Raw genomic sequence first — 26423 nt, 5'->3', positions numbered from 1 at the left:
ATTAAAATATGGAACTTATTCAAACGATTTGGCCTTCTTTATGGGATGGCTTTCTAGTATCATTACAAATATTTTTTATTGTCGGCATTATAAGTATACCGTTAGGATTTTTAATTGCGGTTATTCGGGTTTATGCACCACGTTGGATCGGCTCTATTATTCAAGTCTACATATTCATTATGCGTGGAACTCCGTTGCTGTTACAATTAATGTTTTTCTTCTTCGGCCTCCCATTTATAGGCATCGTTATGGATCGGTTCACAGCTGCAATTTTGGCCTTCATTATTAACTATGCGGCCTACTATGCAGAAATTTTCCGGGGTGGTATTCTGGCCATTCCCCGGGATCAATTTGAATCAATTACAGTCTTAGGGATTGGAAAAGTACGTGGGTTCATCCGTATTATTGTGCCGCAAGTTTTCCGAATTGTGTTGCCATCAGTCGGAAATGAAATTATCTCATTGGTGAAGGATACGTCCCTTGTCTATATATTAGGGATTGGTGAATTATTGCGTGCAGGGCAAATTGCTGCGAATACGTATGCATCATTGATTCCTTTCTTAGGAGTAGGGATTTTGTACTTATCCGTTACTGGCATTATTACCATTATATTAAATACACTTGAAGCGAAACGAAACTATTAGGAGGGTGACGGATGTTATTAGAAGCTAAAAATATTTCAAAAAAATACAATAATCAGCCAGTCATTTCTGATTTTTCATTTACAATCGATTCGGGTGATATTGTAGTTTTAACTGGTCGCTCAGGTACCGGAAAAACGACCTTAATGCGTATTTTAAATAATCTAGAAACAGCCGATAGTGGCAGTCTGAAGATTGAAGATACACCTCTATTTGAACAAACAGAGCGCGGTGCGACTTACGTTTCGAGAAAAGAGCGTAAAGCTTACCAAAGTAAAATGGGAATGGTTTTTCAAGATTATGCACTCTTTCCTAACTTTACAATTCGTGAAAATTTACTAGAGGCGCCTTTATCCCAGAAATTGGGTACGAGAGAAGAATTAAACGCAAAAGCTGAAGAATTATTGACGGATATGGGGATTGTTGATCAGTTGGATAAAATGCCCTCACAGCTATCAGGCGGACAAAAGCAGCGTGTTGCGATTGCGCGTGCGATGATGCTGAGTCCGAAAGTGCTCTGCTTTGACGAACCAACATCTGCATTGGACCGCGAATCGGCTGATAGTATTGGTAAGTTAATCCAAGGAATCGCCCAAAACGGAACGGGTATCTTAATTGTCACGCATGATACGCCATTTGGTGAAAAATATGGGACACGCTTAATCTCTTCTTCAGAATTTATCAAATAAAATTTGCAAAATCTGAAAGTCCTTGTATAATAATGAAGAACTAAAATAACGGATGACGAGAGCATCCATTTTAAGGAGAGATTATTATGGAAAAAAATAAAATACTTGTGCAGCGTGCTGCCATCATTGGGTCAGGAACAGACGATTTAACGAATATGTTTCTGTCCCTTTCTTTGTCTTCAATTATCATTGACTTGGGTATCAGCAATACTCAGGCAGGCTCCATTTCAACAATCACGAACTTTGGGATGTTGCTTGGTGGACTAATCTTTGGTTATTTGGCAGATCGATACGGCACTTTGAAGTTATTTAAAATTACCTTGTTATTATTCTCCTTAGCAACAGCAAGTATGTTTTTTGCAACAAACATGACAACGATTTATGCACTGCGTTTCTTGGCTGGAATTGGTACAGGTGGGGAGTACGGCATCGCGATTAGTTTGTTAGCAAAAGTGACGCCAGCAAGTAAAATGGGTAAAATGTCTGCTTATAACGGTGTGGCCGGTATGGTTGGGAATATTCTGGCGGCCTTATTTGCGAGTATCATTTTGCCGCTGCTTGGCTGGAATTACTTATTCCTATTAGGGTTGTTGCCATTGTTGATTGTCGCGTGGGTTCATTTCAAAGTAACGGATGAAGTGTTGGAACAATCACTTGAAACACCATTTGAAGTGAATAGAAATGAAGAAAAGCCTTCTTACAAAGAACTATTCAAAACGCCACAACTTACTCGCCAAACATTAGGCTTAATGTTTATGGCTGTTGTGCAAATAGGCGGGTACTTTGGTTTGATGAACTGGTTGCCACAAATTATGCAGCAAAACCTCGGCTTGTCCGTTTCTGGCAGCTCCTTGTGGATGATTGCTACGATTTTGGGAATGTCACTGGGAATGATTGTATTCGGCCGCACACTTGATAACTTTGGACCACGTATTTCTTACGGTGTTTTCTTATTGGCTTCTGCTTCAGCAGTATTCTTGTTCGCCCTGGTGAAGAATGAATTCGCTATGCTATTAGGCGGTGCGATGGTCGGCTTCTTCGTAAACGGGATGTTTGCCGGTTATGGAGCAATCGTTAGCAAGCTTTATCCAAAACATATTCATTCGATGGCAAATAACTTGGTCATTAATGTCGGCCGGGCAGTCGGTGGTTTTTCTTCTATTATAATCGGGTTCTTAATGGATATTAGTAATGTAACAACCGTAATGGCTTACTTATCACTAACATATTTAGCAAGTTTTGTGGTTATGATGACGATAAAAGGATTCGCTAAAGAACACTATCAAGAAATTACGGGAAATGTTAAAATTTAATTGACGGCTACAGAGTAGTTCTGGTATACTACTCATGTTGTAAATGTGCGCACCACAGCTACAACCGCACGTAAGGAGTCTAAAGTTCCAGTGGGACACTCTGGTCGGCGAGTCTAAGTCTAATGAGGAGGTGCAAGAATATGTACGCTATTATCAAAACAGGTGGTAAACAATTAAAAGTTGAAGTTGGACAACCAATCTACGTTGAAAAATTGAACGTTGAAGCTGGTGACCAAGTAACTTTTGAAGAAGTTGTATTCGTAGGTGGAGATGACACTAAGATTGGTGCTCCATTCGTAGAAGGCGCAACTGTAGTTGGTACTGTTGAAAAACAAGGCCGCGAAAAGAAAGTTACTACTTTCCGTTACATGAGAAGAAAAGACTCTCACCGTAAACAAGGTCATCGTCAACCTTATACAAAAGTTATGATCGACGCAATCAACGCATAAGAGATGTGAAGACAATGATTAATGCAAAATTTATTAACCATTCAAAAGAGGATCAAATCCTTTCTTTTGAAATAACGGGTCATGCCGGTTATGCTGAGGCGGGAGAAGATATCGTCTGTGCCGCAGTTTCAGTCCTTGCGATTGAAACCGTGAATAGCATCGACAAGATGGTCTCTCACCAAATGACTGTTAAAGAAGCAGATGATGAAGGCGGCTATTTGTTCGCTCAAGTCAAACCGAATCTTTCAGCCGAACAAGCACAGGTGACGCAAATTTTGTTGAAACATTTGTATTTCTCACTTGAGGATGTGGCTAACACCTATCCTAACTATGTAAAAATCGAGACTATTTAATCATTAAATATGTACCAGGGAGGTGCAACTCATGTTGAAACTTAATCTACAACTATTCGCTACTAAAAAAGGTGGTGGATCTACTTCCAACGGTCGTGATTCACAATCTAAACGTCTTGGCGCTAAACGTGCTGACGGACAACACGTTTCAGGTGGTTCAATTTTGTACCGTCAACGCGGAACAAAAATCCATCCAGGTGTAAACGTAGGTAGAGGTGGCGACGATACATTGTTCGCTAAAGTTGACGGTGTCGTTCGTTTCGAACGTCTAGGCCGCGACAAAAAACAAGTATCAGTTTACCCAGTAGCTCAATAATGATTGGTTAATCCAATCAACCCATTTTCATACACACAAAGACTTGCGAAGGGCTTATCCTGACGCAAGTTTTTTTTTAGGAAGCCGTTCAGAAAGGAAGATTCCCTGATGGATACATCAAAGTTAGAAGCGTTGTATCAGCTTTTAGATGAAGCTGTAACCTTACTGCAGACTGATTTGGACGTTTCATATGTTGAAGCATTGACAGAAACAATCCAAAACTTGGCTTACGAAGGTAAAGCCCAACAACTAGATGGTTTACCAACCGACGAAACTGTCGCACAATTAAATCGGATTTATCGTAAGATGAAACTGGATGAAGAAACACGTGAGGCGACTCGCAAGTTGATTCAACTCGGTTTTATTAAGGCAATCAAATCTGATAAAATTCAAGCGAATCACCAAATGACACCTGACACAATTGCCTATTTACTGGCTTTCTTTATAGATGCGATTAAAACAGATAAGACGGAACCTCTTCATATCCATGATTTGGCAGTGGGATCCGGTAACTTACTGATGGTCGTGATGGATCATTTAGAAAAACGCGGAAACACGGTCACAAGTGAAGCAGTTGATAATGATGATTTACTAATTGCCTTGGCTTCAAATAGCAGCCATTTGCAAAAGTGGGGAGAAGCAGTGACATTTACGCACTCTGACAGCCTCCAAGAATTATTAATTCTACCAAGTGACTTGGCGATTGCTGATTTACCAATCGGGTATTATCCACTCGATAATCGTGCTGAAAAATTTGAAACAGCTTATAGCGAAGGTAACTCTTACGCGCACTTCTTGCTGATTGAGCAACATATGAAATACTTGAAAGAGGGCGGCTGGGGATTCTTTATTGTTCCTAAGAACCTGATTGAGAGTGATCAAGAAGGCGTCTTTATGAAATGGTTGAATAACCATGCCTTTTTACAAGGGATGCTAGAACTTCCGGAAAGCTTATTCCAATCTGAACAAATGCAAAAATCTATTTTGATTTTGCAAAAAAGAGGGAACAACGCTGAACAAGTGAAAGAAGTCTTGTTGGGAACGATTCCAGACATAAAAAATGCGAGGAAAATGCAAGGATTTCTTGCTCAATTCAACAATTGGGCAAAGTAATTTGTTATAATACTCATAGGTTTATTAAGAGAAAATGATAGGAGCGAAAATAATGTCGAAAATTATTGCGATTAACGCAGGTAGTTCAAGTTTAAAATTTACATTGTATCAAATGCCAGGAGAAGTGGCTTTATCAACGGGACTTATTGAAAGAATCGGTTTGAATGATTCAATCTTTACAATCAAATACGGCGAAGGTCAAAAATACAACGTGGTAGAAGATATTGAGAACCACGAAATCGCTGTTGAAAAATTGATGGTACAATTAAAAGAACTAGGAATCATTACTGATTTTAACGAAATTACAGGCGTTGGTCACCGTGTTGTAGCTGGTGGAGAAGACTTCAAAGAGTCAACATTGATTAATGATGATGTATTGGCGAAAATCGAAGAATTGGGCGATTTAGCACCACTTCATAACCCTGCTAACGCAACAGGAATCCGTGCATTCAAGAAATTGTTGCCAGAAATTACAAGTGTAGCAGTATTTGATACTGCCTTCCATACAACTATGCCGAAAGAAAACTACTTATACAGTATTCCAATGGAGTACTACGAAGATTTCGCAGCACGTAAATACGGTGCACACGGAACAAGTCACCAATACGTAGCAGAGCGTGCAGCAGATATGTTAGGCAAACCATTAGAAGACTTGAAAATTATCACATGTCACTTAGGTAACGGTGGTTCAATTACTGCTGTTGACGGTGGAAAATCTGTTGATACTTCAATGGGCTTCACACCACTAGCTGGTGTAACAATGGGTACACGTTCTGGTGATATCGATGTTTCTCTATTGCCATACTTAATGGACAAATTAGAAATCACTGATATTAAAGAGATGGTTAACATCTTGAACAAAAAATCTGGTTTACTAGGTTTATCAGGCGTTTCAAGCGACATGCGTGACGTTGAAACTGCTGCAGAAGAAGGAAATGAACGTGCACAAACTGCACTAGATATCTTCTATAACCGTGTACAAAAATACATCGGTCAATACATCGCTGTTATGAATGGTGTGGACGCAATTGTCTTCACTGCTGGTATCGGTGAAAACTCAGCATCAACTCGTCAAATCATTATCGACGGCCTAACATGGTTCGGTTGTGAAATTGACGCAGAGAAAAACAACGTACGTGGCGAAGAACGCATCATCTCAACTGAAGACTCAAAAGTCAAAGTTGTACTAGTGCCAACTGACGAAGAATTAGTTATCTTGCGTGACGTATTACGTCTAGGCAACCTAGCTTAATTTAATAGATATAGAGAAGAGGCCAGGATAAAATCCTGGCCTCTTTTGTTGCCATAATGAGTGCGCGTTTTTGGTGTGCGGCTGCGCACTCAAACATAAAAGTGACTTTGAGTGCGCGTTTTTGGTGTGTATCTGCGCACTCAAACATAAAAGTGACTTTGAGTGCACGTTTTTGGTGTGTATCTGCGCACTCAACCGTAAAAACGACTTTGAGTGCGCAGTTAGTTTCATCATAATCAAAAGAATAGGCGTTTAGCTCCAAGAATTCAGAGCCAAACGCCTATTTTATATGTGTTATTATTTTTTCTCATGTAGCAGATGGTTGTCTAAATCTGTTCGAACTACTGTCACATCACAGGGTGCATGGCGAATGACATATTCTGAAACGGAACCGATAAACAAGCGTTCCACTGCATTGAGTCCGGTTGCGCCAATCATAATGAGATCTGCTTTATGTTCAACCGCAATTTCTTTGGCGATCATGACTTTAGGAGAACCGTAGTCAATAATTGTTTCGATGTCCTGTACACCGCGTTCGCGGGCTAGTGATTCATACCGATCTATCATAACTTTCGTTTGGCGAACAATCTCATCCGTAAAGTTTCCTTCAAAGCCGGAAGGGGTCTGAATCGCACGTGTATCAATCACATGAACGATGAGTAACTTCGCATTGTTTTTCTGCGCGACGTGTACTGCTTTTCTGAAGGCAAGTTCTGATTCTTCCGAACCGTCCACCGGTGATAGGATTGTTTTGTAATCTTCCATCATCTTAATCACTCCATTCGTAGTGTTGCTTACACCCTAATTGTAACCGAATTCACAAATTAAAGAAAGGAATGTGTTATTTTTTGATGAAAGCTGCAATCTGCCAAGCAACCGCTGCTGTGTAGAGCGAAACGATAATAAGGAAAATGGCCGTCGCCACATTCCAGTCTAAAAATACGCCAACATACGTAGCTAATGCGAATACAAAATAAGTCCAACCGTTAAAAGAACAAAACGTTCTGAAGGCAGGTTGTTTGTTTTCAGGAACAACAATCGTGAATGCTTCAGCAGCTTTTTTAAAGAAGAACCAAGAAATAATGATTAATAAAATTCCGAATAAAGAGAGTAGTATCGTTAGCATTTTTATCCTCCCCAAAATTAAAAGCCGCTCAAAAGAGCGGCTTCTAAAGTTTGATACTTTATGAAAAATTCCGGTGGTGCCGTTTTTGGTATTCTACTAGTTTTGAACCCGCGATTTAAGCAGGTGGGCTCCACAAAACGTCTTCTAGTGTCCAAATGAAAAGGCTTGCTATCCGAGCGTTTATCAAGGATCCCAATGTAGTAATTATTTGTTCGGTCAACACATTGAGAATATATCGTACACCTCAGAACTTCTTATATGTATAGTAGCATATCCCTTTTAGTTGTGCAACAAATAAACTCAAAAAATGAAGGAGAAACCAATTGTATCAACAATGAAAGCGCGCACGCTATTTGCCTTTTGTCAACTTTTCGAGCTGGCCTGCGAGCGCCTGTTCATATTTTCCAGTGAGTACTGGTTTGAAATAATGCGCATTTTTTATACTATCCGGTAGGTATTGCTGGGCAACCCAATGACCTTCATAAGCATGTGGAAATTTGTAAGAAACACCGCGACCTAATGCTTCAGCGCCTTTATAATGAGAGTCTTTCAAATGAGCCGGGACTTCGCCGGCGTTTCCTTCTTGGATATCTCCCATAGCCGCATCGATAGCTTCAATGGCCGAGTTTGATTTTGGTGAAAGGGCTAAATCAATGACGGCATGTGCTAATGGAATCCGTCCTTCAGGCAAGCCTAATTTTTCTGCAGCTTGAACCGCTGAGACAGTTCGTGCCGCGGCTGCGGGATTTCCAAAACTGATGTCTTCATATGCAATCACCAGTAAACGGCGACAAACAACAATCAATTCGCCAGCTTCTAAAAGGCGCCCTAAATAATGAAGGGAAGCATCCACATCGCTGCCGCGTATTGATTTCTGAAAGGCTGAAATGACGTCATAGTGAGCATCACCATTTTTATCGTGAACAAGTGCTTTACGCTGTAGGCATTCTTCTGCCACTTCCAACGAAATCATGACGACGCCATCCTCATTCGCAGGCGTTGAGAGTGCTGCGAGTTCCAAGGCATTTAGCGAGCCACGTAAATCACCCATCGAACTTCGGGCGAAATGAAGAAGGGCATTGTCATCCATTTCTACGGCCATGGTACCTAGACCGTTCACTTCGTCGGTCATTGCACGTTTAATCGCAATCACCATATCGTCAATGCTCAAAGGCTTCACTTCAAAAATTTGCGTTCTACTACGGATTGCAGGACTGATACTGATATACGGATTTTCGGTTGTGGCACCAATGAGAATAACCAAGCCACTTTCTAAATGTGGTAATAGAAAATCCTGTTTGGGTTTATCCAGGCGATGAATTTCATCCAGCAATAGAACAACTTGACCGGAGAACTTTGCCTCTTCAACGACAATTTGTAAATCTTTTTTAGTATCTGTAGCAGCATTTAACTGACGGAATGCTGATTTAGTCGAACCAGAAATCGCACTGGCAATACTCGTTTTCCCAGTTCCAGGAGGACCATAGAGTATCATGGAAGAGAGCATCTTAGCTTCTACCATTCGACGAATTATTTTATTAGGGCCGACGAGATGCCTTTGCCCGACAACTTCATCAATATTTTTGGGCCGCATTCGGTAGGCTAATGGCTTTTTCATATCTAATCGCTCCTTTGTCTTCTCTATTATATGCTATCGATAGAAAAGGAACAAACATTCGTTTGGTAAATTAGAGCTATCTTCTTATCAAAATAGCGGAATACAGGTATAATAGGAATAGTGAAAATTGTCGATGAAAGCGAGCAAATATAATGAACATTAAACAGAGTATAAAACAAAATAAACTAGAACCACTTTTCACCCAAGCTATCTTTGGGATTGAAAAAGAATCGCAGCGCATTCTATCGGATGGCACGATTACTTCAACGAATCACCCAGCCTGTTTCGGTAATCGAAACTTTCATCCGTATATCCAAACGGATTTCGCTGAAACACAGATGGAAATTGTAACACCTCCTTTGGATAAGGTTGAGAAAGTGATGAATTGGTTGGCGGCAATCCATGACGTATCACTGCGTACCATGCCAGATGATGAATATTTATTACCTACGAGTTCCCCTTTGTTTATGCCGCATGAAGATGACATTCAAGTAGCAAAACTTGATAACGAGGCGGACGTTGCATATCGCGAGTACTTAGTGGACGTGTATGGCAAAAGAAAACAAATGGTGAGCGGCATCCATTATAACTTTGAATTCCAACCAAAATTTGTTCATGCTCTTTATGATAATGAACAAGCAGACGTATCATTTAAAGATTTTCAATCAAAATTATACTTGAAATTGGCACACAATTTCTTCCGTTACCAATGGATTCTAACGTATCTTTTAGGTGCATCTATCGAAGCTAAACCGGAATTTTTCAAAAATGAAGAGAGACCGGATGATATTCCAGCAGGCCTTATTCGCAGTATCCGCAGTAGTAAATATGGTTATGTGAATAATGACGATGTAAAAGTTTCATTTGAGTCGATGGAAGCATACGTGGACACGATTGAAAAAATGGTAGCAGAAGACAAATTAATTGAAGAAAAAGAGTTTTATTCAACTGTTCGCTTTCGGGGCGGAAAGAATGCCCGGGAGATTCTTAAAAATGGTATTTCCTACTTGGAGTTCCGCTTACTCGATTTAAACCCGTTCGCGGAATTTGGAATCGCAGAAGAAGATATGCGTTTTATTCATCAATTCTTGATGTATTTGATTTGGATTGATGAAGATGCAACTGAGGCGGAATTGGAAATAGGGAAAGAAATGAACTTTGCAACTTCGTTCGAAAATCCACTGGAACACTCTTCTTATGAATTAGAAGGAAAAGCCATTTTGAACGGTGTGAGTGACATGTTGAAACAATTGAATCTTTCGGATGACATTGTGCAAGAAAAACTAAAGGCATTCGACAATCCGGAGCTGACTTTGGCGGGTCAATTGGCACTTATTTACAACCAAGGGAATTATATAGAGTGGACGATTAAGACGGCAATTTCGAACAAAGAAGCGGCCTTGGAAAGACCGTATGCACTGCGTGGTTTTGAATCCATGGAGTTATCTACTCAAATTCTGATTTATGATGCTATTCAAAAAGGCTTGCATATTGAAGTTTTGGATACAGAAGATCAGTTCCTTTCCTTGAAATATAAAGACCATTTGGAATATGTAAAAAACGGTAATATGACATCACTCGATACCTATATTTCTTCATTAGTGATGGCAAATAAAGTGGTTACCAAAAAAATTCTGGCTAAGAATGGTTTTATTGTTCCAGACAGTATGGAATATCATAATGCAGAAGAAGCCTTCCGTGATTATGGCTTGTTCAACAACAAGCGTTTTGTAGTGAAGCCAAAATCGACGAACTACGGATTGGGTATTTCCATCTTTAAAGAGGGTGCGAGCGAAGAGAATTATCGTAAGGCGATTGAGATTGCGTTTGAGGAAGACTCTGCTGTTTTGGTAGAGGATTTTGTACCGGGAACGGAGTATCGTTTCTTCGTAGCGGGTAACGAAACAAAAGCAGTGTTGTTGCGTATCCCGGCAAACGTTGTGGGGGATGGCACGCATACGATTGAAGCGTTAGTGAACATGAAAAATGAAGATCCTTTACGCGGAAAGAATCACCGGACGCCATTGACACTGATTGAGCTTGGTAAGATAGAGCAATTAGCCTTGGCTGAACAAGGATACGTCATGACGGATGTTCCATCTGAGGGTACAACGGTTTATTTGCGTGACAATTCAAATATTAGTACGGGTGGAGACTCCATCGATATGACGGAGGAAATGCACGAAACATACAAAGAAATCGCAGTCGGTATTGCGAAAGCAATGGGAGCGACATTCTCCGGTGTTGATATGATGATTCCAGATTATACGAAACCGGCGACAGAAGCGGAACCTGGTTACGGCGTTATTGAGGCAAACTTTAATCCAGCGATGATGATGCATATTTATCCGCATGAAGGAAAAGGGCAACGTCTAACATTGGATGTACTGGATCTGTTATTCCCTGAAATGGCTGTTAAGGGGGACCAATCATGAAAATCACTTCCAAATTACTAACGTTTGTAGCGGTTTTAGCATTGGGAGCAGGCTATCTGGTTGGGAATGATTTGACGATACAGGGATTTGTTAATTCTGTTCCCTTCATTCAATTGGCTATCGTTGCTTTGATTGCGGTCTATTCCAGTTATGTGCATATCATTTTGCACGAACTGGGACATTATGTTTTTGGGAAAATGACCGGATATCAACTAATTTATTTCCAACTGCCGTATTTCCGATATGAAGCAAAAAAGAAGACATTTTCCAAGCTTGGAAATCGCATACCCGGAATGATGGGACAATGCCTGATGCAGCCGCCAGTTAAAGGTACTTATAAGGAGAAACCGTATTTTCTTTATTTAGCGGGTGGGTTAATTGTTAACTTTCTAACTGCTTCCTTGTTTTACTTGGGTTCATTTATTATTCCTGGAACAATAAGCTTCACTTTTTTTGCGCTAAGTATACCGCCATTTCTCTTATTTATGGCGAATGTCCTGCCTTATTCATTTACCGATGGCGGTGTTATTCGTGAACTACGTAAGTCAGAAGTCTCACGTACGCTCTACTTTAAGCAACTCGAATTAGCGGCATTGTTCGAAGAAGGGAAAGAATTTTCGGAGATTCCCGATTCTTACTTCTCTGAAATTGGGGATGGCACGTATACAGAATCAAAAATGGGCGAGTATATCTTACTGATTGCTTATCAAAAGTATGTAGCAGAACTGGATTTTGAAAAAGCTGATAAACTTTTACAAGCCTATCAAGCAAATTGGAACTACTTAGCTTCTCCGTATGCCCGTATTCTTGCGAGTGAAATCTTGTTTATCCATGCAATTTTTGGACGTAAAAAAGAAGCGGAGCAACTGATGGCTCAAATTGAATCGTATCCATTACTAAAAAATTATTATGACCATTCAAAAGTAACTAAGGCCGCGTATCAATTTTTCGTAAAGACAAACGTAGCAGAAGCGACAAAGAACTTGAATCAAACTTCAACAAACAGTGAAGCAGGTTTTAATGAAGCGGAACTCTCCCTGCGAGATAATCTCGTGAATTGGCTCGAAAGCTACCTGGGTTCAGAGGTACGATAGAAAGAAGGAATAAGATGATTTATTTTGATCATGCAGCGACAACGCCGGTTGATTCGGATGTTCGGGCTGCCATCACAGATACACTGGAAAATGTTTATGGCAATCCATCCAGTCTCTATCAAAAAGGGCGTGAAGCCCGCCAATTGGTTGATGAAGCCCGCCGTATACTTGCACAATCAATACAGGCAAAACCTGCAGACCTCATCATTACGAGCGGGGCAACAGAATCAAACAATACAGCAATTATTGGAACAGCCTTGGCTTTAAAAGATAAGGGAAGGCATTTAATCACTACTGCTATTGAACATCACTCGGTCTTGTATCCTATGCAATACTTGGAAACCTTGGGATTTGAAGTGACATATCTGCCGGTGGATGAAACCGGACGTGTCACAGCTAGACAAGTAGCAGAGGCCTTACGCCCGGACACTATTTTAGTTTCCATCATTTATGTAAATAACGAAGTCGGGAGCATTAATCCTATTGAAGAAATTGGTGCAGTAGTCGCAGACCATTCCGCTTATTTCCATACCGATGCTGTGCAAGCTTACGGTGCACTTCGAATTGATGTCGAAGCCGCTCACATTGATATGTTGGCAACAACAGCGCATAAAATTAATGGTCCGAAAGGGATTGGTTTTTTATACCGCCGCAATGAGTTGCATTTACCGAATTACTTACATGGTGGGACCCAAGAAAATGATCACCGTGCAGGGACAGAAAATACTGCCTATATTCACGGATTTGCGACAGCTGTCCGAAAGATGCTCCAAAATAGAGAAGCCGACGATACACATAAGAAAGCCTTACGCGGGTATTTCTTGTCACAGTTACAAGAAAAAAATGTTGCTTATTCTCTCAATGGCGATAGTGGAGCGAGTGTTCCCCACATCCTAAACATCTGGTTCCCATTTTTAAAATCGGATAAATTTCTAATTCAATGTGATTTGAAAGGGATAATGATTTCCGCAGGATCTGCTTGTACAGCCGGTAGTTTAGAGCCGAGCCATGTGTTGACAGCGATGTTTGGCACTGAAGCTACGCGTATTGGCGAATCTGTGCGCATTTCATTCGGCGCAACGAACACATTAGAGGAAATAGCTATATTTGTAGAAATGATTGCTTCATTGCAAGAAAAATATATAAACTAAGTAGTTACTAGTTCAGGAGGGTATTATATGGCATTCGCACAAACAGCAAGTTTGAAAGGTTCAGCAAAGCAATACCGACTTAACTCTGCAGTCAAACGTTACACACTGAGAGATCACGGTTTCCAAGAGACAAAGTCTGGCAACTTTCTTTATACACGCAGCTTGAATACCGATAAAACGAATAAAGCCGGCGCATTACTAAAAATTACGATAGCAGGCGACTTTTCAGGTGTGAAGTTATCAACAACAACTGTAAATGGACTTAAAGCCATTGATATTTATGGAAATACAAACATGAGCCAATTGGTGGAACACTTCGAGTATATTATGGCTCATTTCATCACAGAAGGTATTTTTGAAGAAGCATAAAGCTGAATAAAAGCAGTCAGAGAAGTGAACAGCTTCATTTCTGACTGCTTTTTATACTAATAGTCATTGAAGGAGATAGAGAATATGAAAAATAAAGCACTAACACTAAAAGAATTCAACGCGCTTTACACACTGGAAGTCGCAAGTACAAAAAAAGCAGCGGTTAAAGACAACTTGATGGAATTGGATTATCAGAATGACCAAGCTAATCAAACTTATCGAATCATTACGAGTGATACGAAGGAAGTCGTGTTTGAATTTGAAACGGACACCGATGAGAAATTCATTCGCGCTTTGATGGAACGCTTCAAGATTAAAGAACTGGAATTATATTATATGTGTGACTAATTACCATCCAAAATAACGACGAATGCTGTTCCCCCTCAATACTTTCCGTGGTATACTAGTTCAGTAAATCACATTATGGAGGTTGAATGTTTTGGAACTGGGCAATCACGGACTGATGGGTTTGATTGATAATAGTGTCACCAAGAAATCACACCTGTTTGAGAATTCTATCTGGAAATATGTTGTACGCGCAATGTTCGCAGGGATGTACCTAACAATAGGAACCGCAATCGCTGTAGTAGCGGCGGAAAAGGCGAATCATATTCACCCGGATCTCGGTAAGTTTGTTTATGCAATGCTGTTTAGCTGGGCATTGATTATGATTATATATATGGGTGCTGAATTAGGTACGAGTAATATGATGTATTTAACGGCGGGCGCTAGTCGCAAGAGTATTAAGCCTAAGCGAGCTCTTCAGATTCTCTTAGTTTGTATAGTAGGTAACTTGATTGGTGGGATTATTTCTGGCGCATTAGTAATGCGTACAGGTGTATTTCTTGATTTTAACGCGAGCCATTATTTAGCCGAAACAGTTGCAATCAAATTATCTAAACCTGCCTTCCAAATTCTAATAGAAGGAATCTTTGCCAATGTTATTGTTAATACTGCGATTGTTGCTTCTGCGCGGATTAAAGATGATGCCGGTAAAATAATAGCAATCCAGTTCATTATCGCTTTCTTCGCATTCTTAGGTTATGAACACGTTATTGCTAACTTCTCTTCATTTGCGATGGTATTCTTTGGTGGCGGAATTGCTGAAATGACAGTCAGTTCAGTTCTAAATAACTTTTTCTTCGCTACAATTGGTAATTATATAGGTGGGGGCTTAATTATTGGCTTCACTTACGCTTGGATGAATAAAGGTGAGGCACTTTACTTCGATTAAGTTTATATGAATAACAGAACGTTTCGCTTTAGCGGAGCGTTTTTTAAATGGAGCTAAGTACTTGAAATAAAGCCGGGTTTAGTGTATTATTTCTATTTGTATATTAATCACTTATTTTTTGGAAGTGATTATAAAAATCGAAAGGAGATTGTGACAATGACGGAAAATAAAAAGACACGTGTTGTTGTGGGTATGAGTGGTGGCGTTGATTCTTCTGTTACTGCCTTATTGCTAAAAGAGCAGGGCTATGACGTGATCGGTATTTTTATGAAGAATTGGGATGATACAGATGAATTTGGATTCTGTACAGCAACAGAAGATTATAAAGATGTCCAAGCTGTCGCACAACAAATCGGAATTCCATATTATTCTGTTAACTTTGAAAAAGAATATTGGGATAAAGTATTCGAATATTTCTTGGATGAGTATAAAAAAGGTCGCACTCCGAATCCTGATGTTATGTGTAATAAAGAAATCAAATTCCGTGCGTTCTTGGATTACGCTATTGATTTAGGTGCTGACTTTGTAGCAACAGGTCACTACGCACAAGTGAAGCGTAATGAAGACGGTACGACAAGTATGCTGAGAGGTCTGGATAATAATAAGGACCAAACGTATTTCTTAAACCAACTTTCCCAAGAACAATTATCTAAAACGCTATTCCCATTGGGAGGTATGCAAAAATCTGAAGTACGCCGCATTGCAGAAGAAGCAGGTTTGGCTACAGCTAAGAAGAAAGATTCAACGGGTATTTGCTTTATCGGCGAAAAGAACTTCACAGAATTTTTAACTAATTACTTGCCAGCACAATCCGGACCTATGTTGACTTTGGATGGCAAAAAAATGGGCGACCATGCCGGCCTGATGTATTATACAATTGGTCAGCGTAAAGGCTTGGGAATCGGCGGAAGCGGCGATTCAACAGATCCATGGTTTGTAATCGGGAAAGACTTAGAAACGAACACATTGTACGTAGGCCAAGGCTATCACCATGAACGGTTATACGCAGAAAGCTTATTTGCAACGGATGTTCATTTCACAACGGATAAAAAAATGCCAACAACATTCAAATGTACGGCTAAATTCCGTTACCGCCAACAAGATACCGGCGTAACGGTAACATTGAACGAAGACCAAACAGAAGCAACAGTTGTTTTTGATGAGCCGGTTCGTGCGATTACTCCCGGACAAGCAGTCGTATTTTACGACGGCCTAGAATGTCTAGGTGGCGGTACAATTGACAAAGCATTCCAAGCAACGACTGAATTGCAATACGTATAGAATAACGAGCACTTCCAATGTGGAGGTGCTTTTTTTCTTGATGAAGCTAAAATCGGACATGTCAGAGCAATCATGACCGGTTTAGCGTCTCAATCCGGACATGTTAGAGCAATCATGACCGGTTTAGCGTCTCAATCCGGACATGTTAGAGTAATCATGACCGGTTTACCGACCAACCCCGGACATGTCAGAGTAATCATGACCGGTTTACCGACCAACCCCGGACATGGTAGAGTAATCATGACCGGTTTAGCGTCTCAATCCGGACATGTTAGAGTAATCATGACCGGTTTACCGACCAACCCCGGACATGTTAGAGCAATCATGACCAGTTTTTATTTTTTAACTCTCCAGATAATGGTATGATAATAACTAAAGAATAAATAGAGAGGAGAAAGATGGCGTGGAACTGAATGAACAACCTTATGTTGCCGGAGAAATGAAAGCTATATTCTTCGAAAACCCATCTAACTTCTATAAAGTAATCCTTCTTGAAATTGAAGAATGTAATTTTAAAACAGAAAAAGATGAAATTGTCATTACGGGGAATTTTGGCGAAATTACAACAGATACACATTACCGTTTTGTAGGAAATGTTATTAATCACCCACGTTATGGTACCCAATTCCAAGCAATTAGCTATGAACGTGAGAAGCCAACCGGAAAAAACGGTTTGATCGGCTATTTATCGAGTGACCGTTTCCCAGGTATCGGTAAGCGGACAGCGGAGAAAATTGTTGAACACTTTGGAGAAAATACCATCGATGCGATTTTGGATGATCCCGATTCATTGGCAGCGATTAGTGGACTAACGAAGCAAAAGCAGGAGTTAATCCACGACGTTCTACAACAAAGCCAAGGAACTGAAAAAACACTGATTGAGCTGGCGAATTATGGCTTTAGCAATAATATGGCAGCGACCATCATGAATTTTTATAAAACAGAGACCTTGAAAACGATCCGTGAGAATCCTTATCAACTTGTGGAAGACATTGAGGGGATGGGGTTCAGGACAGCAGACCGTTTAGCGGAAGATCTCGGATTTCCTGCTGATGATAAAAACCGGATTAAAGGAGCATTGTTGGCGACAGTAAATGAACTTTGTCTTTCAAATGGTGATACATACGTTGAAAGTGAGGAGTTGATGACGCGTGCGTTGCAGCTGCTCGAATCATCTCGCCGCTTTATAATAGAAGATTCTCAGTTAATTGAAGCATTGGTTGAAATGGTTCAAGATATGAAAATCATCGAAGATCAAAAACGATTTGCCCTCCCTTCATTGTACTTTTCAGAAGAGGGGATTGCCGGCAGTTTGGATCGCTTACTAAATAGAAAACAGGCGATCGAGTATCCAGGAGTCGATTTAGAAAAAGAAATTCATAAGATGCAAAAGGAACTTGGCATCACGTATGATGCTGTCCAAGCACATGCGATTACCCAAGCGATTTCAAGTGCTTTCTTTATTTTAACTGGTGGCCCCGGAACAGGGAAGACGACTGTTTTAAATGGAATAGTAAAACTGTTCTGCGAATTAAATGGGCTCCCGGCTAATCCTTTAGAATATCATGAAGGTATTTTCCCAATCATTATGGCTGCACCGACTGGTCGTGCGGCTAAACGTATGAACGAAATGACCGGAATTCAGAGCAGTACGATTCACCGTTTGCTTGGTTTAACCGGTCAAGAGAATCCGAATGAAGATGTTTATACTGCTGAATTGGAAGGGAAACTGCTGATTATTGATGAAGCGTCCATGATTGATACTTGGCTATTGCATCGCTTGCTGAAGTCGATACCACCGGGGATGCAAGTAATCATTGTAGGAGATAAAGATCAACTGCCTTCAGTCGGTCCTGGTCAAGTTCTGCATGATCTGTTGGCCAGTGCTGTTATTCCGCAAATTGAGTTGGAACAAATTTATCGACAAGCCGGCGGTTCATCCATTATTCCATTGGCGCATGATATTAAGAATGGTAAATTACCAGCTGACTTTAACATAAACCAATCCGATCGTTCCTATTTCCCGTGTCAGGCGGCGCAAATTGAACCGTTGATTCGTATTGTCGTTGAGAAAGCAAAAGCGAAAGGATTTACATCTAAGGATATCCAAATTTTGGCTCCGATGTATAAAGGCCCCGCAGGAATCAATGCTCTTAATACGATGATGCAAGAAATCTTAAATCCCAATACAGATAATAAACGACGGGAAGTAAAGCACTTTGACTTTGTTTATCGCGTCGGGGATAAAGTATTGCAACTTGTCAACCAACCGGAGTTGAATGTCTTTAATGGAGACATCGGTGAAATAACCAGTATTCAGCTTGCGAAAGAAACAGAGGATAAAGTAGACGAAATAACAGTTCTTTTCGATGCAACTGAAGTCACATATCAGAAAACGGATTGGAGTAAATTTACTTTGGCTTATTGTTGTTCGATTCATAAGGCCCAAGGGAGCGAGTTCAATATGGTTATCCTCCCGATGGTTAAGCAGTATGGGCGTATGTTGCGCCGTAATCTATTATATACAGCGATAACACGGAGTAAAAATAAACTTATCCTTTGCGGTGATGAAGGAGCCTTTCGTTTCGCAACCGAAAATGCGGGCGACTTGCGCCGTACAATGCTGGTCGAGAAACTCTTAAGGAATAGTGAAAGTGATAAAATTATATTTACCGTTGATGAGCCGAAAGCCCTTGAGCCTTCGAAACCAAAGAATTTTACACTCTCTATTGATATGGTATTAGGTCAGGAAATTAATCCGATGATTGGGATGGAAGGTGTGACACCGTATCAGTTTATGAAATAAAAAAACGACTGGGGAAATAATCCCAGCCTCTCTGTCCTATATACGAACAAGGGTTTCGTAAACATGCTCAAAAAGGCAGTCCCGACGTCACTCCAGTGATTCGGGGCTGCCTTTTTTCCCACTCTGTTTTAACGCCATAGTTGAAAGGAAGTAAGTGTGTATTCCATCTGGTAGGCAGCTTTAGGCATCACTTCACCATCTACTTGCCCCAACGCTGAATCGTGTAGGCGGATAGAAATTTCTTTGCCACTGATGCGTTTAAAATACTTGGTTTTGATATGGCCACCGGTCGTCAAAACGAGTGGGAAAATTCGCAGAAGGGTGAGGAAACTCAGATTAAAAATAATCATGACCGCCAGTTCGTTATTGTTCATTTTTGAAAGCGGATCGATTTTAATTCCGCCGCCGAAATAAGGATGATTCATTACGCCTGTAACCATAACAGCCTCATAAGTATTAGAAACCCCGTCAACAGTCACGTCCACTGAATAGGTAGTACGTTCTTTAAAGGCATCCACAATCTTTGTTAAATAAGATGAACTTTCAAGATTAAAGGGAGCAGGTACATGAGCGGTGGATTTATTTTCGCCAGCGAGCGCATTCACTTCAGCATCTAACCCAAAGCCCATACTATTTAAGCCAATTCCCACTTTGTTATGCAAATGGTCATGGTATTTCATGCATTCTATTTCAACTGGTGTCTTCGCTTCTAAAATTGCCAACAAGCCTTTTTTGGCATCTTTTGTTAACCCAACAGAGCGGGCAAAATCGTTCCCGGTACCTGCCGGAAGGTAGCCAATAGGCAGTGTGCTTTCAACTGCATGCAAGCCACTGACCACTTCATGTAACGTTCCATCTCCACCAATTACGATAATGCGATTAGCAGCATCAGAAAGCGTCTGGCCTAATTTTTGAGCAATCTCAAAGCCGTGATTTGGATATTTTGTCTGATGGAAGACAAAAGGGATGTTTCTGTTATTCAGTATTTTTTCGACTTCAAAACCAATGCGTTTCCCTTTTCCAGAACCTGCATTGAAATTTGCGATGATATGATAATATACGTCCATGCCATAACCTCTTTAAATTTAAGTGATAGCCTAAGTATATCAGAAAATTATGCGTAGGTACTTGCTAGAATGCATAAATTTAGCTATACTAAATGCGACTGAAAAGGCCATATCGTTTGATACGAACCAGAGATTCTGCCACCCGGTGAAAGGCAGTGCTTCAGATGATGCTCCCTTTTTAATATACGATAGAAATATCGTCGCTACCAGCGTTATCGGTATGAAGACGTGATGATGAATGAATAACATTCCATTGCAATCAAGGTGGTACCGCGGTAAAACGCCCTTGAATGCAATGGGGTGTTTTATTTTTTTCACGAAACCACTCAGAAAAGGATGATTTAATAATGAAAAATCTTACGAGCAGTGAAATCCGTAAAATGTATTTGGATTTTTGGGCATCAAAAGGGCACAAAATTGAACCAAGTGCTTCATTAGTTCCAGTGAACGATCCAACTTTACTATGGATTAACTCCGGTGTTGCAACATTGAAAAAATATTTCGATGGTTCTGTTGTACCAGATAACCCAAGAATCACAAACTCACAAAAAAGTATTCGTACCAATGATATTGAAAACGTTGGCGTGACCGCACGTCACCATACATTATTTGAAATGTTGGGGAACTTCTCAATTGGTGACTACTTTAAAGAAGAAGCAATTCCTTGGGCATGGGAACTCCTAACCAGCAAAGAATGGTTGGCGTTCGATCCAGAACTTCTTTATGTTACATACTATCCGAAAGATGAAGACACAAAACGCATTTGGAAAGAAAAAGTAGGCTTACCTGAAAGCCATATTGTGCCATTTGAAGATAACTTCTGGGATATTGGCGCAGGTCCATGTGGTCCTTGTACGGAAATTTTCTATGACCGCGGTGTAGCATATCAAGACTTACCGGATGGTGATCCTGAAATGTATCCAGGTGGAGAAAATGAACGGTATTTGGAAATTTGGAACTTGGTATTCTCAGAATTTAACCATATGCCAGATGGCAGCTATGAGCCGTTGCCACATAAAAACGTTGATACAGGAATGGGTCTTGAACGTGTAACTTCAGTGATTCAAAACACACCAACGAACTTCGAAACGGACTTATTCATGCCAATTATCCGTAAAATTGAAGCATTATCTGGCAGCGTTAAATACGGTGATAATCCAAAAACAGATATTTCATTCAAAGTAATTGCCGACCATGTGCGTGCTGTCAGCTTTGCGATTGGTGATCGCGCGTTGCCATCTAATGAAGGCCGCGGTTACATCTTACGTCGTTTGATTCGTCGTTCTGTTATGCACGGTCAAAAATTAGGAATCAACCGTTTATTCTTGTTTGAACTGGTACCGGTTGTAGCTGAGATTATGAAAGGTTACTATCCGGAAGTTGAGACTGACTGTGATTTCATTATCAAAGTTATTACAAATGAAGAGCAACGTTTCCAAGAAACCATTCACGGAGGCTTGGACATCCTACATGAGGTTTTCAACACGATGACTGAAACAAAAACGACTGTCATTTCAGGAACGGATGCTTTTAAACTGTACGATACATTTGGCTTCCCGTTGGAATTAACAGAAGAATATGCTGAAGAAAAAGGCTTTACTGTTGATAAAGATGGCTTTAATGAAGAAATGCAAAGCCAACGGAATCGTGCACGTGCAGCTCGTCAAGTGGAAGACTCTTTCTCGGTTCAATCCGCTGTCTTAGGCGATATTACCGTTGAAAGTACATTTGATGGCTACGATAAGACAAGTCTTTCATCTGAATTACTTGTTGTCATCGAAAATGATGAAATTAAAGAGTCTGCATCAGCAGGAAACACAGCACAATTGATTTTCAAAACAACACCTTTCTATGCTGAAATGGGTGGACAGGCTGCTGATATGGGAGTTATTAAAGCTGAAAATGGCGAGATTGTTGCAACGATTGTGGATGTGAAACGTGCACCAAATGGTCAACATTTACACACTGCTGAAATGAATATGGACTTAAACAGCAACCAAACATATTTCCTACAAGTAGATGAAAACCGTCGTCGTGGTATTACAAAAAACCATACTGCTACTCACTTGTTGCATCAAGCACTTAAAGATGTCTTAGGAACACACGCAAATCAAGCTGGATCCCTTGTTGCACCAAATCATTTGCGTTTTGACTTTACGCACTTCGGACAAGCAACACAGGAAGAATTAAGCGAGATGGAACGCATCGTGAATCAAAAGATTTGGGATGCATTACCTGTTGTAACAGTTGAAACGACAATTGATAAAGCTAAAGAAATGGGTGCAATGGCACTCTTTGGTGAGAAATACGGCAGCGAAGTACGTGTCGTTGATGTTGCAGGTTATTCTGTCGAGTTGTGTGGTGGTATCCACGTACAAAACAGTCAGGAAATTGGCGTATTTAAGATTCTTTCTGAGTCTGGTATCGGTGCAGGCGTTCGCCGTATCGAAGCGATTACTGGCCAAGCAGCCTACGAATACTTCCGTGAAAAAGAAGAAGAGTTATTAGCAGCCGCACGTCTCGTAAAAGCGCAACAAACGAAAGAAGTAACAGGTAAAATCGAAGCCTTGAGACAAGAATTGAAAGATTCTGAATCAGAAAAGGATTCACTTCGTGCGAAACTGTTGGCGATGGAATCACAAGATATTTTTGCTGATATCAAAGAAGCGAATGGAATTACGTACATTACATACCAAACAAAGAATCAAGGTATGAATGATTTACGTGAATTAGCAGACCAATGGCGTCAAAAAGCAGTGAGTGATGTTTTTGTTGCTGCATCTGATTTGGACGGCAAAGTTAGCTTGTTGGCAGCTGTTGCGAAAGATAAAATCGGCACAGTAAAAGCAGGCGATTTGATTAAGGAAATCGCACCACTTGTTGGCGGCGGCGGTGGCGGCCGTCCGGATATGGCACAAGCCGGCGGAAAAAATCCAGCAGGGATTCCGCAAGCGATTGAACGCGTTGGAACATGGCTGGCTGAATGATAATGTTTTCATAAGTTTGGCGCATTGGGTTGTAGTTTTGGCGTAAGTTCTGTAAAATATAGATATCATAGAAATTGGGGTGTCTGTATGAATTCAAAAGATGAAACAATGCTATTCAACCTCGGCGATCGTGACAAGAATAATGTTAAAGATACCTTGACGATTGTATATCAGGCGCTAGAAGAAAAAGGCTATAACCCAAACAACCAAATAGTTGGCTTTTTATTATCGGGCGACCCTGCATATATTCCGCGTCATAATGATGCTCGGAACTTGATTCGTCGTTTCGAAAGAGATGAAATAATGGAAGAGCTATTAAAGAATTATCTTTCGATTGATGAGAGTGGCCATTAATGAGATTGATGGGACTTGATGTCGGATCAAAAACGGTTGGTGTAGCAGTCAGTGATTTAATGGGCTGGACTGCGCAAGGTGTAGAAATTATCTCCATCGATGAAGCTGCCGGAGAATTTGGTGTGACACGATTAAAAGAGTTAATAGCTGAATACGAAGTTTCAAAAGTCATTATTGGCTTTCCTAAAAATATGAATAATACCATCGGCCCACGAGCAGAAGCATCAATGGCTTATGGTAGAATGGTAGAACTGGAAACAGGACTGCCAGTAGACTACGTAGATGAGCGGCTAACGACCGTTCAGGCTGAGAAGATGTTAATCAATGAAGGGAACGTTTCACGAAAGAAACGCAAAAAAGTGATTGATAAAGTCGCAGCTGTTATATTGTTGCAAAACTATTTAGATTCACATTAATAATAAGAGGTGTTAACATGACAGAACATAATCACGACCATAATCACGACCATAATCACGACCACGATCACCATGACCACGAACATATTACTATCGTTGATGAGCATGGGAACGAAGAACTTTACGAAATTTTATTTACTTTCGATTCAGAAGATTTTGGCAAATCATACGTTCTTGTTTATCCTGCAGGAATTCCTGAAGAGGATGAGATTGAACTACAAGCATTCTCTTACATTGAAAACGAAGACGGAACAGAAGGCGATTTAGAACCAATCGAAACTGAAGAAGAGTGGGATATGATTGAAGAAGTTCTAAATACGTTTATCGAAGACGAAGAAGAATAAAAAGAGCTTTCTATTTGAAGAGGCTGGAGAATACTCCAGCCTCTTTAATCTTGTTGACAAATCCGATAAAAAGTTCATTTTTTTTATGTTATCATGTATAATGATTTGAGTTATAAGACATGACGACAAAATGATGTTAAATGAGGAGGTTAGATTTTGGTAGATAAACATACCAATCAACCTGGGAGCTTACCGGAGTCAGAGACTCCCAAAAGAGAAGAAGTACGACAAACAAGAAACGACCGTTTCGAAGTTCGTAAAAAAGAAAATTCATTGATACGAAAAATTGTTTTTTCGATTATATTTATCGTTTCACTGCTCGTCCTAATCATCGGGGTGGTAGGCTATAACTATATCAATACGGCTTTGAAACCGTTGAATCCAGAAGAGTCGGAACTGCATGAAGTCGAAATTCCCTTGGGAACATCAACATCGGGCATTGCCGAAATTCTAGAAGAAAAAGGTATTATTAAAGACGGGACTGTTTTTAGTTACTATATGAAAACAAAGAGCGTACCTGAATTTAAAGCTGGATTCTATCAAGTTTCGCCAGCAATGGATTTAGACGATATCATTGAAGTGCTGGAAGAAGGTGGAACAGCTACGCCTGTTTCAGAAGATTACAAGATTCTTGTTCGCGAAGGCGCAACGGTAAAAGAAATTGCGGCAGAGTTTGCAGCTAAAACAGACTTTACTGAAAAAGAATTTTTGGATGCAATCAATAATGAAACGTTTATTGATTCCTTGATAGCCGAATATCCGAATACGATTACGGAAGCTGTTAAAAATGAAGAGATCTTATATAAGTTGGAAGGATACATTTTCCCCGCAACTTACGATTATATGTCTACCTATGAACCAGAAGACATGATTGAAGTGATGGTTCAAAAAACAGATGAAGTTCTTAAAACGTATCAAGAAAAGATTAAAGCGAGCGGTTATACAGTTCATGAAATTTTGACTTTGGCATCACTTGTTGAAAAAGAAGGAATTGCCTATGAAGACCGTCAAATGATTGCGGATGTATTTTTCAATCGTTTGGAAGATGATATGGCACTACAATCTGATATCAGTTTGCTGTATGCTCTTGACAAACATACTGAGTATGTCACAATCGCTGATACAGAAGTTGATTCGCCCTATAACTTATATATAAATAAAGGATTTGGACCTGGTCCGTTTGATAATCCGAGTGAACAAGCGATTCAAGCAACTTTGAATCCAATTGATGGCGATTATCTTTATTTCCTAGCCGATTTAGAGACAGGAGAAGTTTATTTCTCCGAAACATATGAGCAACACCTTGAATACCAAGATTTGTATATTCAAGAACCAACTGAAGAATAAGAGAGGAAGCCGACACCGTGAAAAAGCCTATTGTAATTGGAGTAACTGGAGGGTCGGGCAGTGGGAAGACGAGTGTTAGTCGTGCGATATTTGAGAAGTTTTCTGATTTATCGATTCTACTGTTAGAACAAGATTATTACTACAAAGATCAAAGTCATTTACCGTTTTCAGAACGTCTGAAAACAAACTATGATCATCCTTTTGCCTTTGATAACGACCGTTTTATCGAAGATTTAGAGAGCCTAATTGCTTGGAAAGAGATTGATCAACCCGTTTATGACTACGCTGAACATACGCGCAGTGCTCAAACGATTCATCGTGAACCAAAAGACGTTATTATTGTCGAAGGTATCTTGATTCTAGAAGATGAACGTCTACGTAATTTGATGGATATTAAGGTATATGTTGATACAGATGATGATATTCGTATTATCCGTCGTATTAAACGTGATATCGAAGAACGGGGCAGAACATTGGATAGTGTCATTGAACAGTATCTCAATGTTGTTAAACCGATGCACCATCAATTTATCGAGCCAACTAAGAAATTCGCTGATATTATCATACCTGAAGGCGGAAAAAACCAAGTTGCTATCGACTTAATGACTACAAAAATTGCATCGATATTAATAGATTAACTGAGAAAGATTGTCTTTATAATAAATAAT

The 26423-nt window shown here is 40.2% G+C and carries 27 protein-coding genes, 1 other RNA gene and 1 other annotated feature; of the genes, 23 read left to right on the top strand and 5 right to left on the bottom strand.

What is annotated here, in order from left to right; all coding sequences use genetic code 11:
• Window positions 1-8: 8 nt before the first annotated feature.
• From G7058_RS02575 to G7058_RS02540, 8 genes are all read left to right on the top strand, one after another.
• Window positions 9-644, top strand: coding sequence for an amino acid ABC transporter permease (locus tag G7058_RS02575; protein WP_166062078.1), 636 nt, complete (start codon window positions 9-11; stop codon window positions 642-644).
• An 11-nt stretch (window positions 645-655) separates the two neighbouring features.
• Window positions 656-1330 (top strand): amino acid ABC transporter ATP-binding protein, encoded by a 675-nt coding sequence (locus G7058_RS02570; RefSeq protein WP_166062077.1) that lies wholly within the window; start codon window positions 656-658, stop codon window positions 1328-1330.
• Window positions 1331-1416: 86 nt separating this feature from the next.
• The gene (locus G7058_RS02565) at window positions 1417-2643 is read left to right on the top strand and encodes an MFS transporter (RefSeq protein ID WP_166062076.1); all 1227 of its coding nucleotides are present in this window, start codon (window positions 1417-1419) and stop codon (window positions 2641-2643) included.
• 52 nt (window positions 2644-2695) lie between these two features.
• Window positions 2696-2768: a sequence feature (ribosomal protein L21 leader region), on the top strand.
• Between the two features lie 15 nt (window positions 2769-2783).
• The gene (gene rplU / locus G7058_RS02560) at window positions 2784-3092 is read left to right on the top strand and encodes a 50S ribosomal protein L21 (RefSeq protein ID WP_166062075.1); all 309 of its coding nucleotides are present in this window, start codon (window positions 2784-2786) and stop codon (window positions 3090-3092) included.
• 14 nt (window positions 3093-3106) lie between these two features.
• Window positions 3107-3445, top strand: coding sequence for a ribosomal-processing cysteine protease Prp (locus G7058_RS02555; RefSeq protein ID WP_166062074.1), 339 nt, complete (start codon window positions 3107-3109; stop codon window positions 3443-3445).
• A gap of 31 nt (window positions 3446-3476) precedes the next feature.
• Window positions 3477-3761, top strand: coding sequence for a 50S ribosomal protein L27 (gene rpmA, locus G7058_RS02550; protein ID WP_166062072.1), 285 nt, complete (start codon window positions 3477-3479; stop codon window positions 3759-3761).
• A 108-nt stretch (window positions 3762-3869) separates the two neighbouring features.
• Window positions 3870-4874, top strand: coding sequence for a class I SAM-dependent methyltransferase (locus G7058_RS02545; RefSeq protein ID WP_166062071.1), 1005 nt, complete (start codon window positions 3870-3872; stop codon window positions 4872-4874).
• Window positions 4875-4926: 52 nt separating this feature from the next.
• The gene (locus tag G7058_RS02540; RefSeq protein ID WP_166062070.1) at window positions 4927-6126 is read left to right on the top strand and encodes an acetate/propionate family kinase; all 1200 of its coding nucleotides are present in this window, start codon (window positions 4927-4929) and stop codon (window positions 6124-6126) included.
• A 297-nt stretch (window positions 6127-6423) separates the two neighbouring features.
• Here the strand turns inward: G7058_RS02540 and G7058_RS02535 are convergent, their stop codons facing one another.
• The 4 genes from G7058_RS02535 to G7058_RS02520 form a co-directional block, all read right to left on the bottom strand.
• Window positions 6424-6894 carry a universal stress protein gene (locus tag G7058_RS02535; RefSeq protein ID WP_166062069.1) on the bottom strand — a complete coding sequence of 157 codons (471 nt, stop codon included), beginning with the start codon at window positions 6892-6894 and terminating at the stop codon, window positions 6424-6426.
• Window positions 6895-6967: 73 nt separating this feature from the next.
• On the bottom strand, window positions 6968-7252 hold the full coding sequence (locus tag G7058_RS02530) for a hypothetical protein (RefSeq protein WP_166062068.1): 285 nt from the start codon (window positions 7250-7252) through the stop codon (window positions 6968-6970).
• Window positions 7253-7315: 63 nt separating this feature from the next.
• A non-coding RNA gene (gene ssrS / locus G7058_RS02525) (6S RNA) lies at window positions 7316-7506 on the bottom strand.
• Between the two features lie 95 nt (window positions 7507-7601).
• Window positions 7602-8870 carry a replication-associated recombination protein A gene (locus G7058_RS02520; RefSeq protein ID WP_166062067.1) on the bottom strand — a complete coding sequence of 423 codons (1269 nt, stop codon included), beginning with the start codon at window positions 8868-8870 and terminating at the stop codon, window positions 7602-7604.
• A 149-nt stretch (window positions 8871-9019) separates the two neighbouring features.
• Between G7058_RS02520 and gshAB the strand changes: the two genes are divergently transcribed.
• The 9 genes from gshAB (at window position 9020) to recD2 (ending at window position 19240) form a co-directional block, all read left to right on the top strand.
• A complete protein-coding gene (gshAB, locus tag G7058_RS02515; protein WP_405002867.1) occupies window positions 9020-11305 on the top strand; it encodes a bifunctional glutamate--cysteine ligase GshA/glutathione synthetase GshB in 2286 nt (761 codons plus the stop codon).
• Entirely contained in the window at window positions 11302-12399 is a 1098-nt protein-coding gene (locus G7058_RS02510; protein WP_166062065.1) for a zinc metalloprotease, read from the top strand. Before gshAB ends, G7058_RS02510 begins: the two co-directional genes overlap by 4 nt.
• A gap of 14 nt (window positions 12400-12413) precedes the next feature.
• Complete coding sequence (locus G7058_RS02505; protein WP_166062064.1) at window positions 12414-13550, top strand: cysteine desulfurase family protein; 1137 nt, start codon at window positions 12414-12416, stop codon at window positions 13548-13550.
• Window positions 13551-13577: 27 nt separating this feature from the next.
• Complete coding sequence (locus G7058_RS02500; RefSeq protein ID WP_166062063.1) at window positions 13578-13919, top strand: DUF1831 domain-containing protein; 342 nt, start codon at window positions 13578-13580, stop codon at window positions 13917-13919.
• An 84-nt stretch (window positions 13920-14003) separates the two neighbouring features.
• Window positions 14004-14267 (top strand): hypothetical protein, encoded by a 264-nt coding sequence (locus G7058_RS02495; RefSeq protein ID WP_166062062.1) that lies wholly within the window; start codon window positions 14004-14006, stop codon window positions 14265-14267.
• Window positions 14268-14358: 91 nt separating this feature from the next.
• On the top strand, window positions 14359-15153 hold the full coding sequence (locus tag G7058_RS02490; RefSeq protein ID WP_319593432.1) for a formate/nitrite transporter family protein: 795 nt from the start codon (window positions 14359-14361) through the stop codon (window positions 15151-15153).
• Window positions 15154-15309: 156 nt separating this feature from the next.
• Complete coding sequence (mnmA, locus tag G7058_RS02485) at window positions 15310-16434, top strand: tRNA 2-thiouridine(34) synthase MnmA (protein WP_166062061.1); 1125 nt, start codon at window positions 15310-15312, stop codon at window positions 16432-16434.
• 72 nt (window positions 16435-16506) lie between these two features.
• The gene (locus G7058_RS02480; RefSeq protein WP_166062060.1) at window positions 16507-16800 is read left to right on the top strand and encodes a hypothetical protein; all 294 of its coding nucleotides are present in this window, start codon (window positions 16507-16509) and stop codon (window positions 16798-16800) included.
• A 37-nt stretch (window positions 16801-16837) separates the two neighbouring features.
• Window positions 16838-19240 carry an SF1B family DNA helicase RecD2 gene (gene recD2, locus G7058_RS02475; RefSeq protein ID WP_319593431.1) on the top strand — a complete coding sequence of 801 codons (2403 nt, stop codon included), beginning with the start codon at window positions 16838-16840 and terminating at the stop codon, window positions 19238-19240.
• Between the two features lie 128 nt (window positions 19241-19368).
• Here the strand turns inward: recD2 and G7058_RS02470 are convergent, their stop codons facing one another.
• Complete coding sequence (locus tag G7058_RS02470; RefSeq protein ID WP_166062059.1) at window positions 19369-20307, bottom strand: diacylglycerol/lipid kinase family protein; 939 nt, start codon at window positions 20305-20307, stop codon at window positions 19369-19371.
• A 347-nt stretch (window positions 20308-20654) separates the two neighbouring features.
• Between G7058_RS02470 and alaS the strand changes: the two genes are divergently transcribed.
• From alaS to udk, 6 genes are all read left to right on the top strand, one after another.
• A complete protein-coding gene (gene alaS / locus G7058_RS02465) occupies window positions 20655-23294 on the top strand; it encodes an alanine--tRNA ligase (RefSeq protein ID WP_166062058.1) in 2640 nt (879 codons plus the stop codon).
• An 87-nt stretch (window positions 23295-23381) separates the two neighbouring features.
• Complete coding sequence (locus tag G7058_RS02460; protein ID WP_166062057.1) at window positions 23382-23648, top strand: IreB family regulatory phosphoprotein; 267 nt, start codon at window positions 23382-23384, stop codon at window positions 23646-23648.
• Window positions 23648-24064 (top strand): Holliday junction resolvase RuvX, encoded by a 417-nt coding sequence (gene ruvX / locus G7058_RS02455; RefSeq protein WP_166062056.1) that lies wholly within the window; start codon window positions 23648-23650, stop codon window positions 24062-24064. Before G7058_RS02460 ends, ruvX begins: the two co-directional genes overlap by 1 nt.
• A 17-nt stretch (window positions 24065-24081) precedes the next feature.
• A complete protein-coding gene (locus G7058_RS02450) occupies window positions 24082-24408 on the top strand; it encodes a DUF1292 domain-containing protein (protein ID WP_166062055.1) in 327 nt (108 codons plus the stop codon).
• A gap of 156 nt (window positions 24409-24564) precedes the next feature.
• Window positions 24565-25755, top strand: a complete 1191-nt coding sequence (gene mltG, locus G7058_RS02445) for an endolytic transglycosylase MltG (RefSeq protein WP_166062054.1) — start codon at window positions 24565-24567, stop codon at window positions 25753-25755.
• A complete protein-coding gene (gene udk / locus G7058_RS02440) occupies window positions 25752-26393 on the top strand; it encodes a uridine kinase (protein WP_373706055.1) in 642 nt (213 codons plus the stop codon). Before mltG ends, udk begins: the two co-directional genes overlap by 4 nt.
• Window positions 26394-26423: the final 30 nt, after the last annotated feature.

Source organism: Jeotgalibaca porci (assembly GCF_011299095.1).
GTDB classification, from domain to species: Bacteria; Bacillota; Bacilli; order Lactobacillales; family Aerococcaceae; genus Jeotgalibaca; species Jeotgalibaca porci.
Note: the sequence above shows the minus strand (reverse complement) of the source record. Positions and strands in the feature narration are given on the sequence as shown.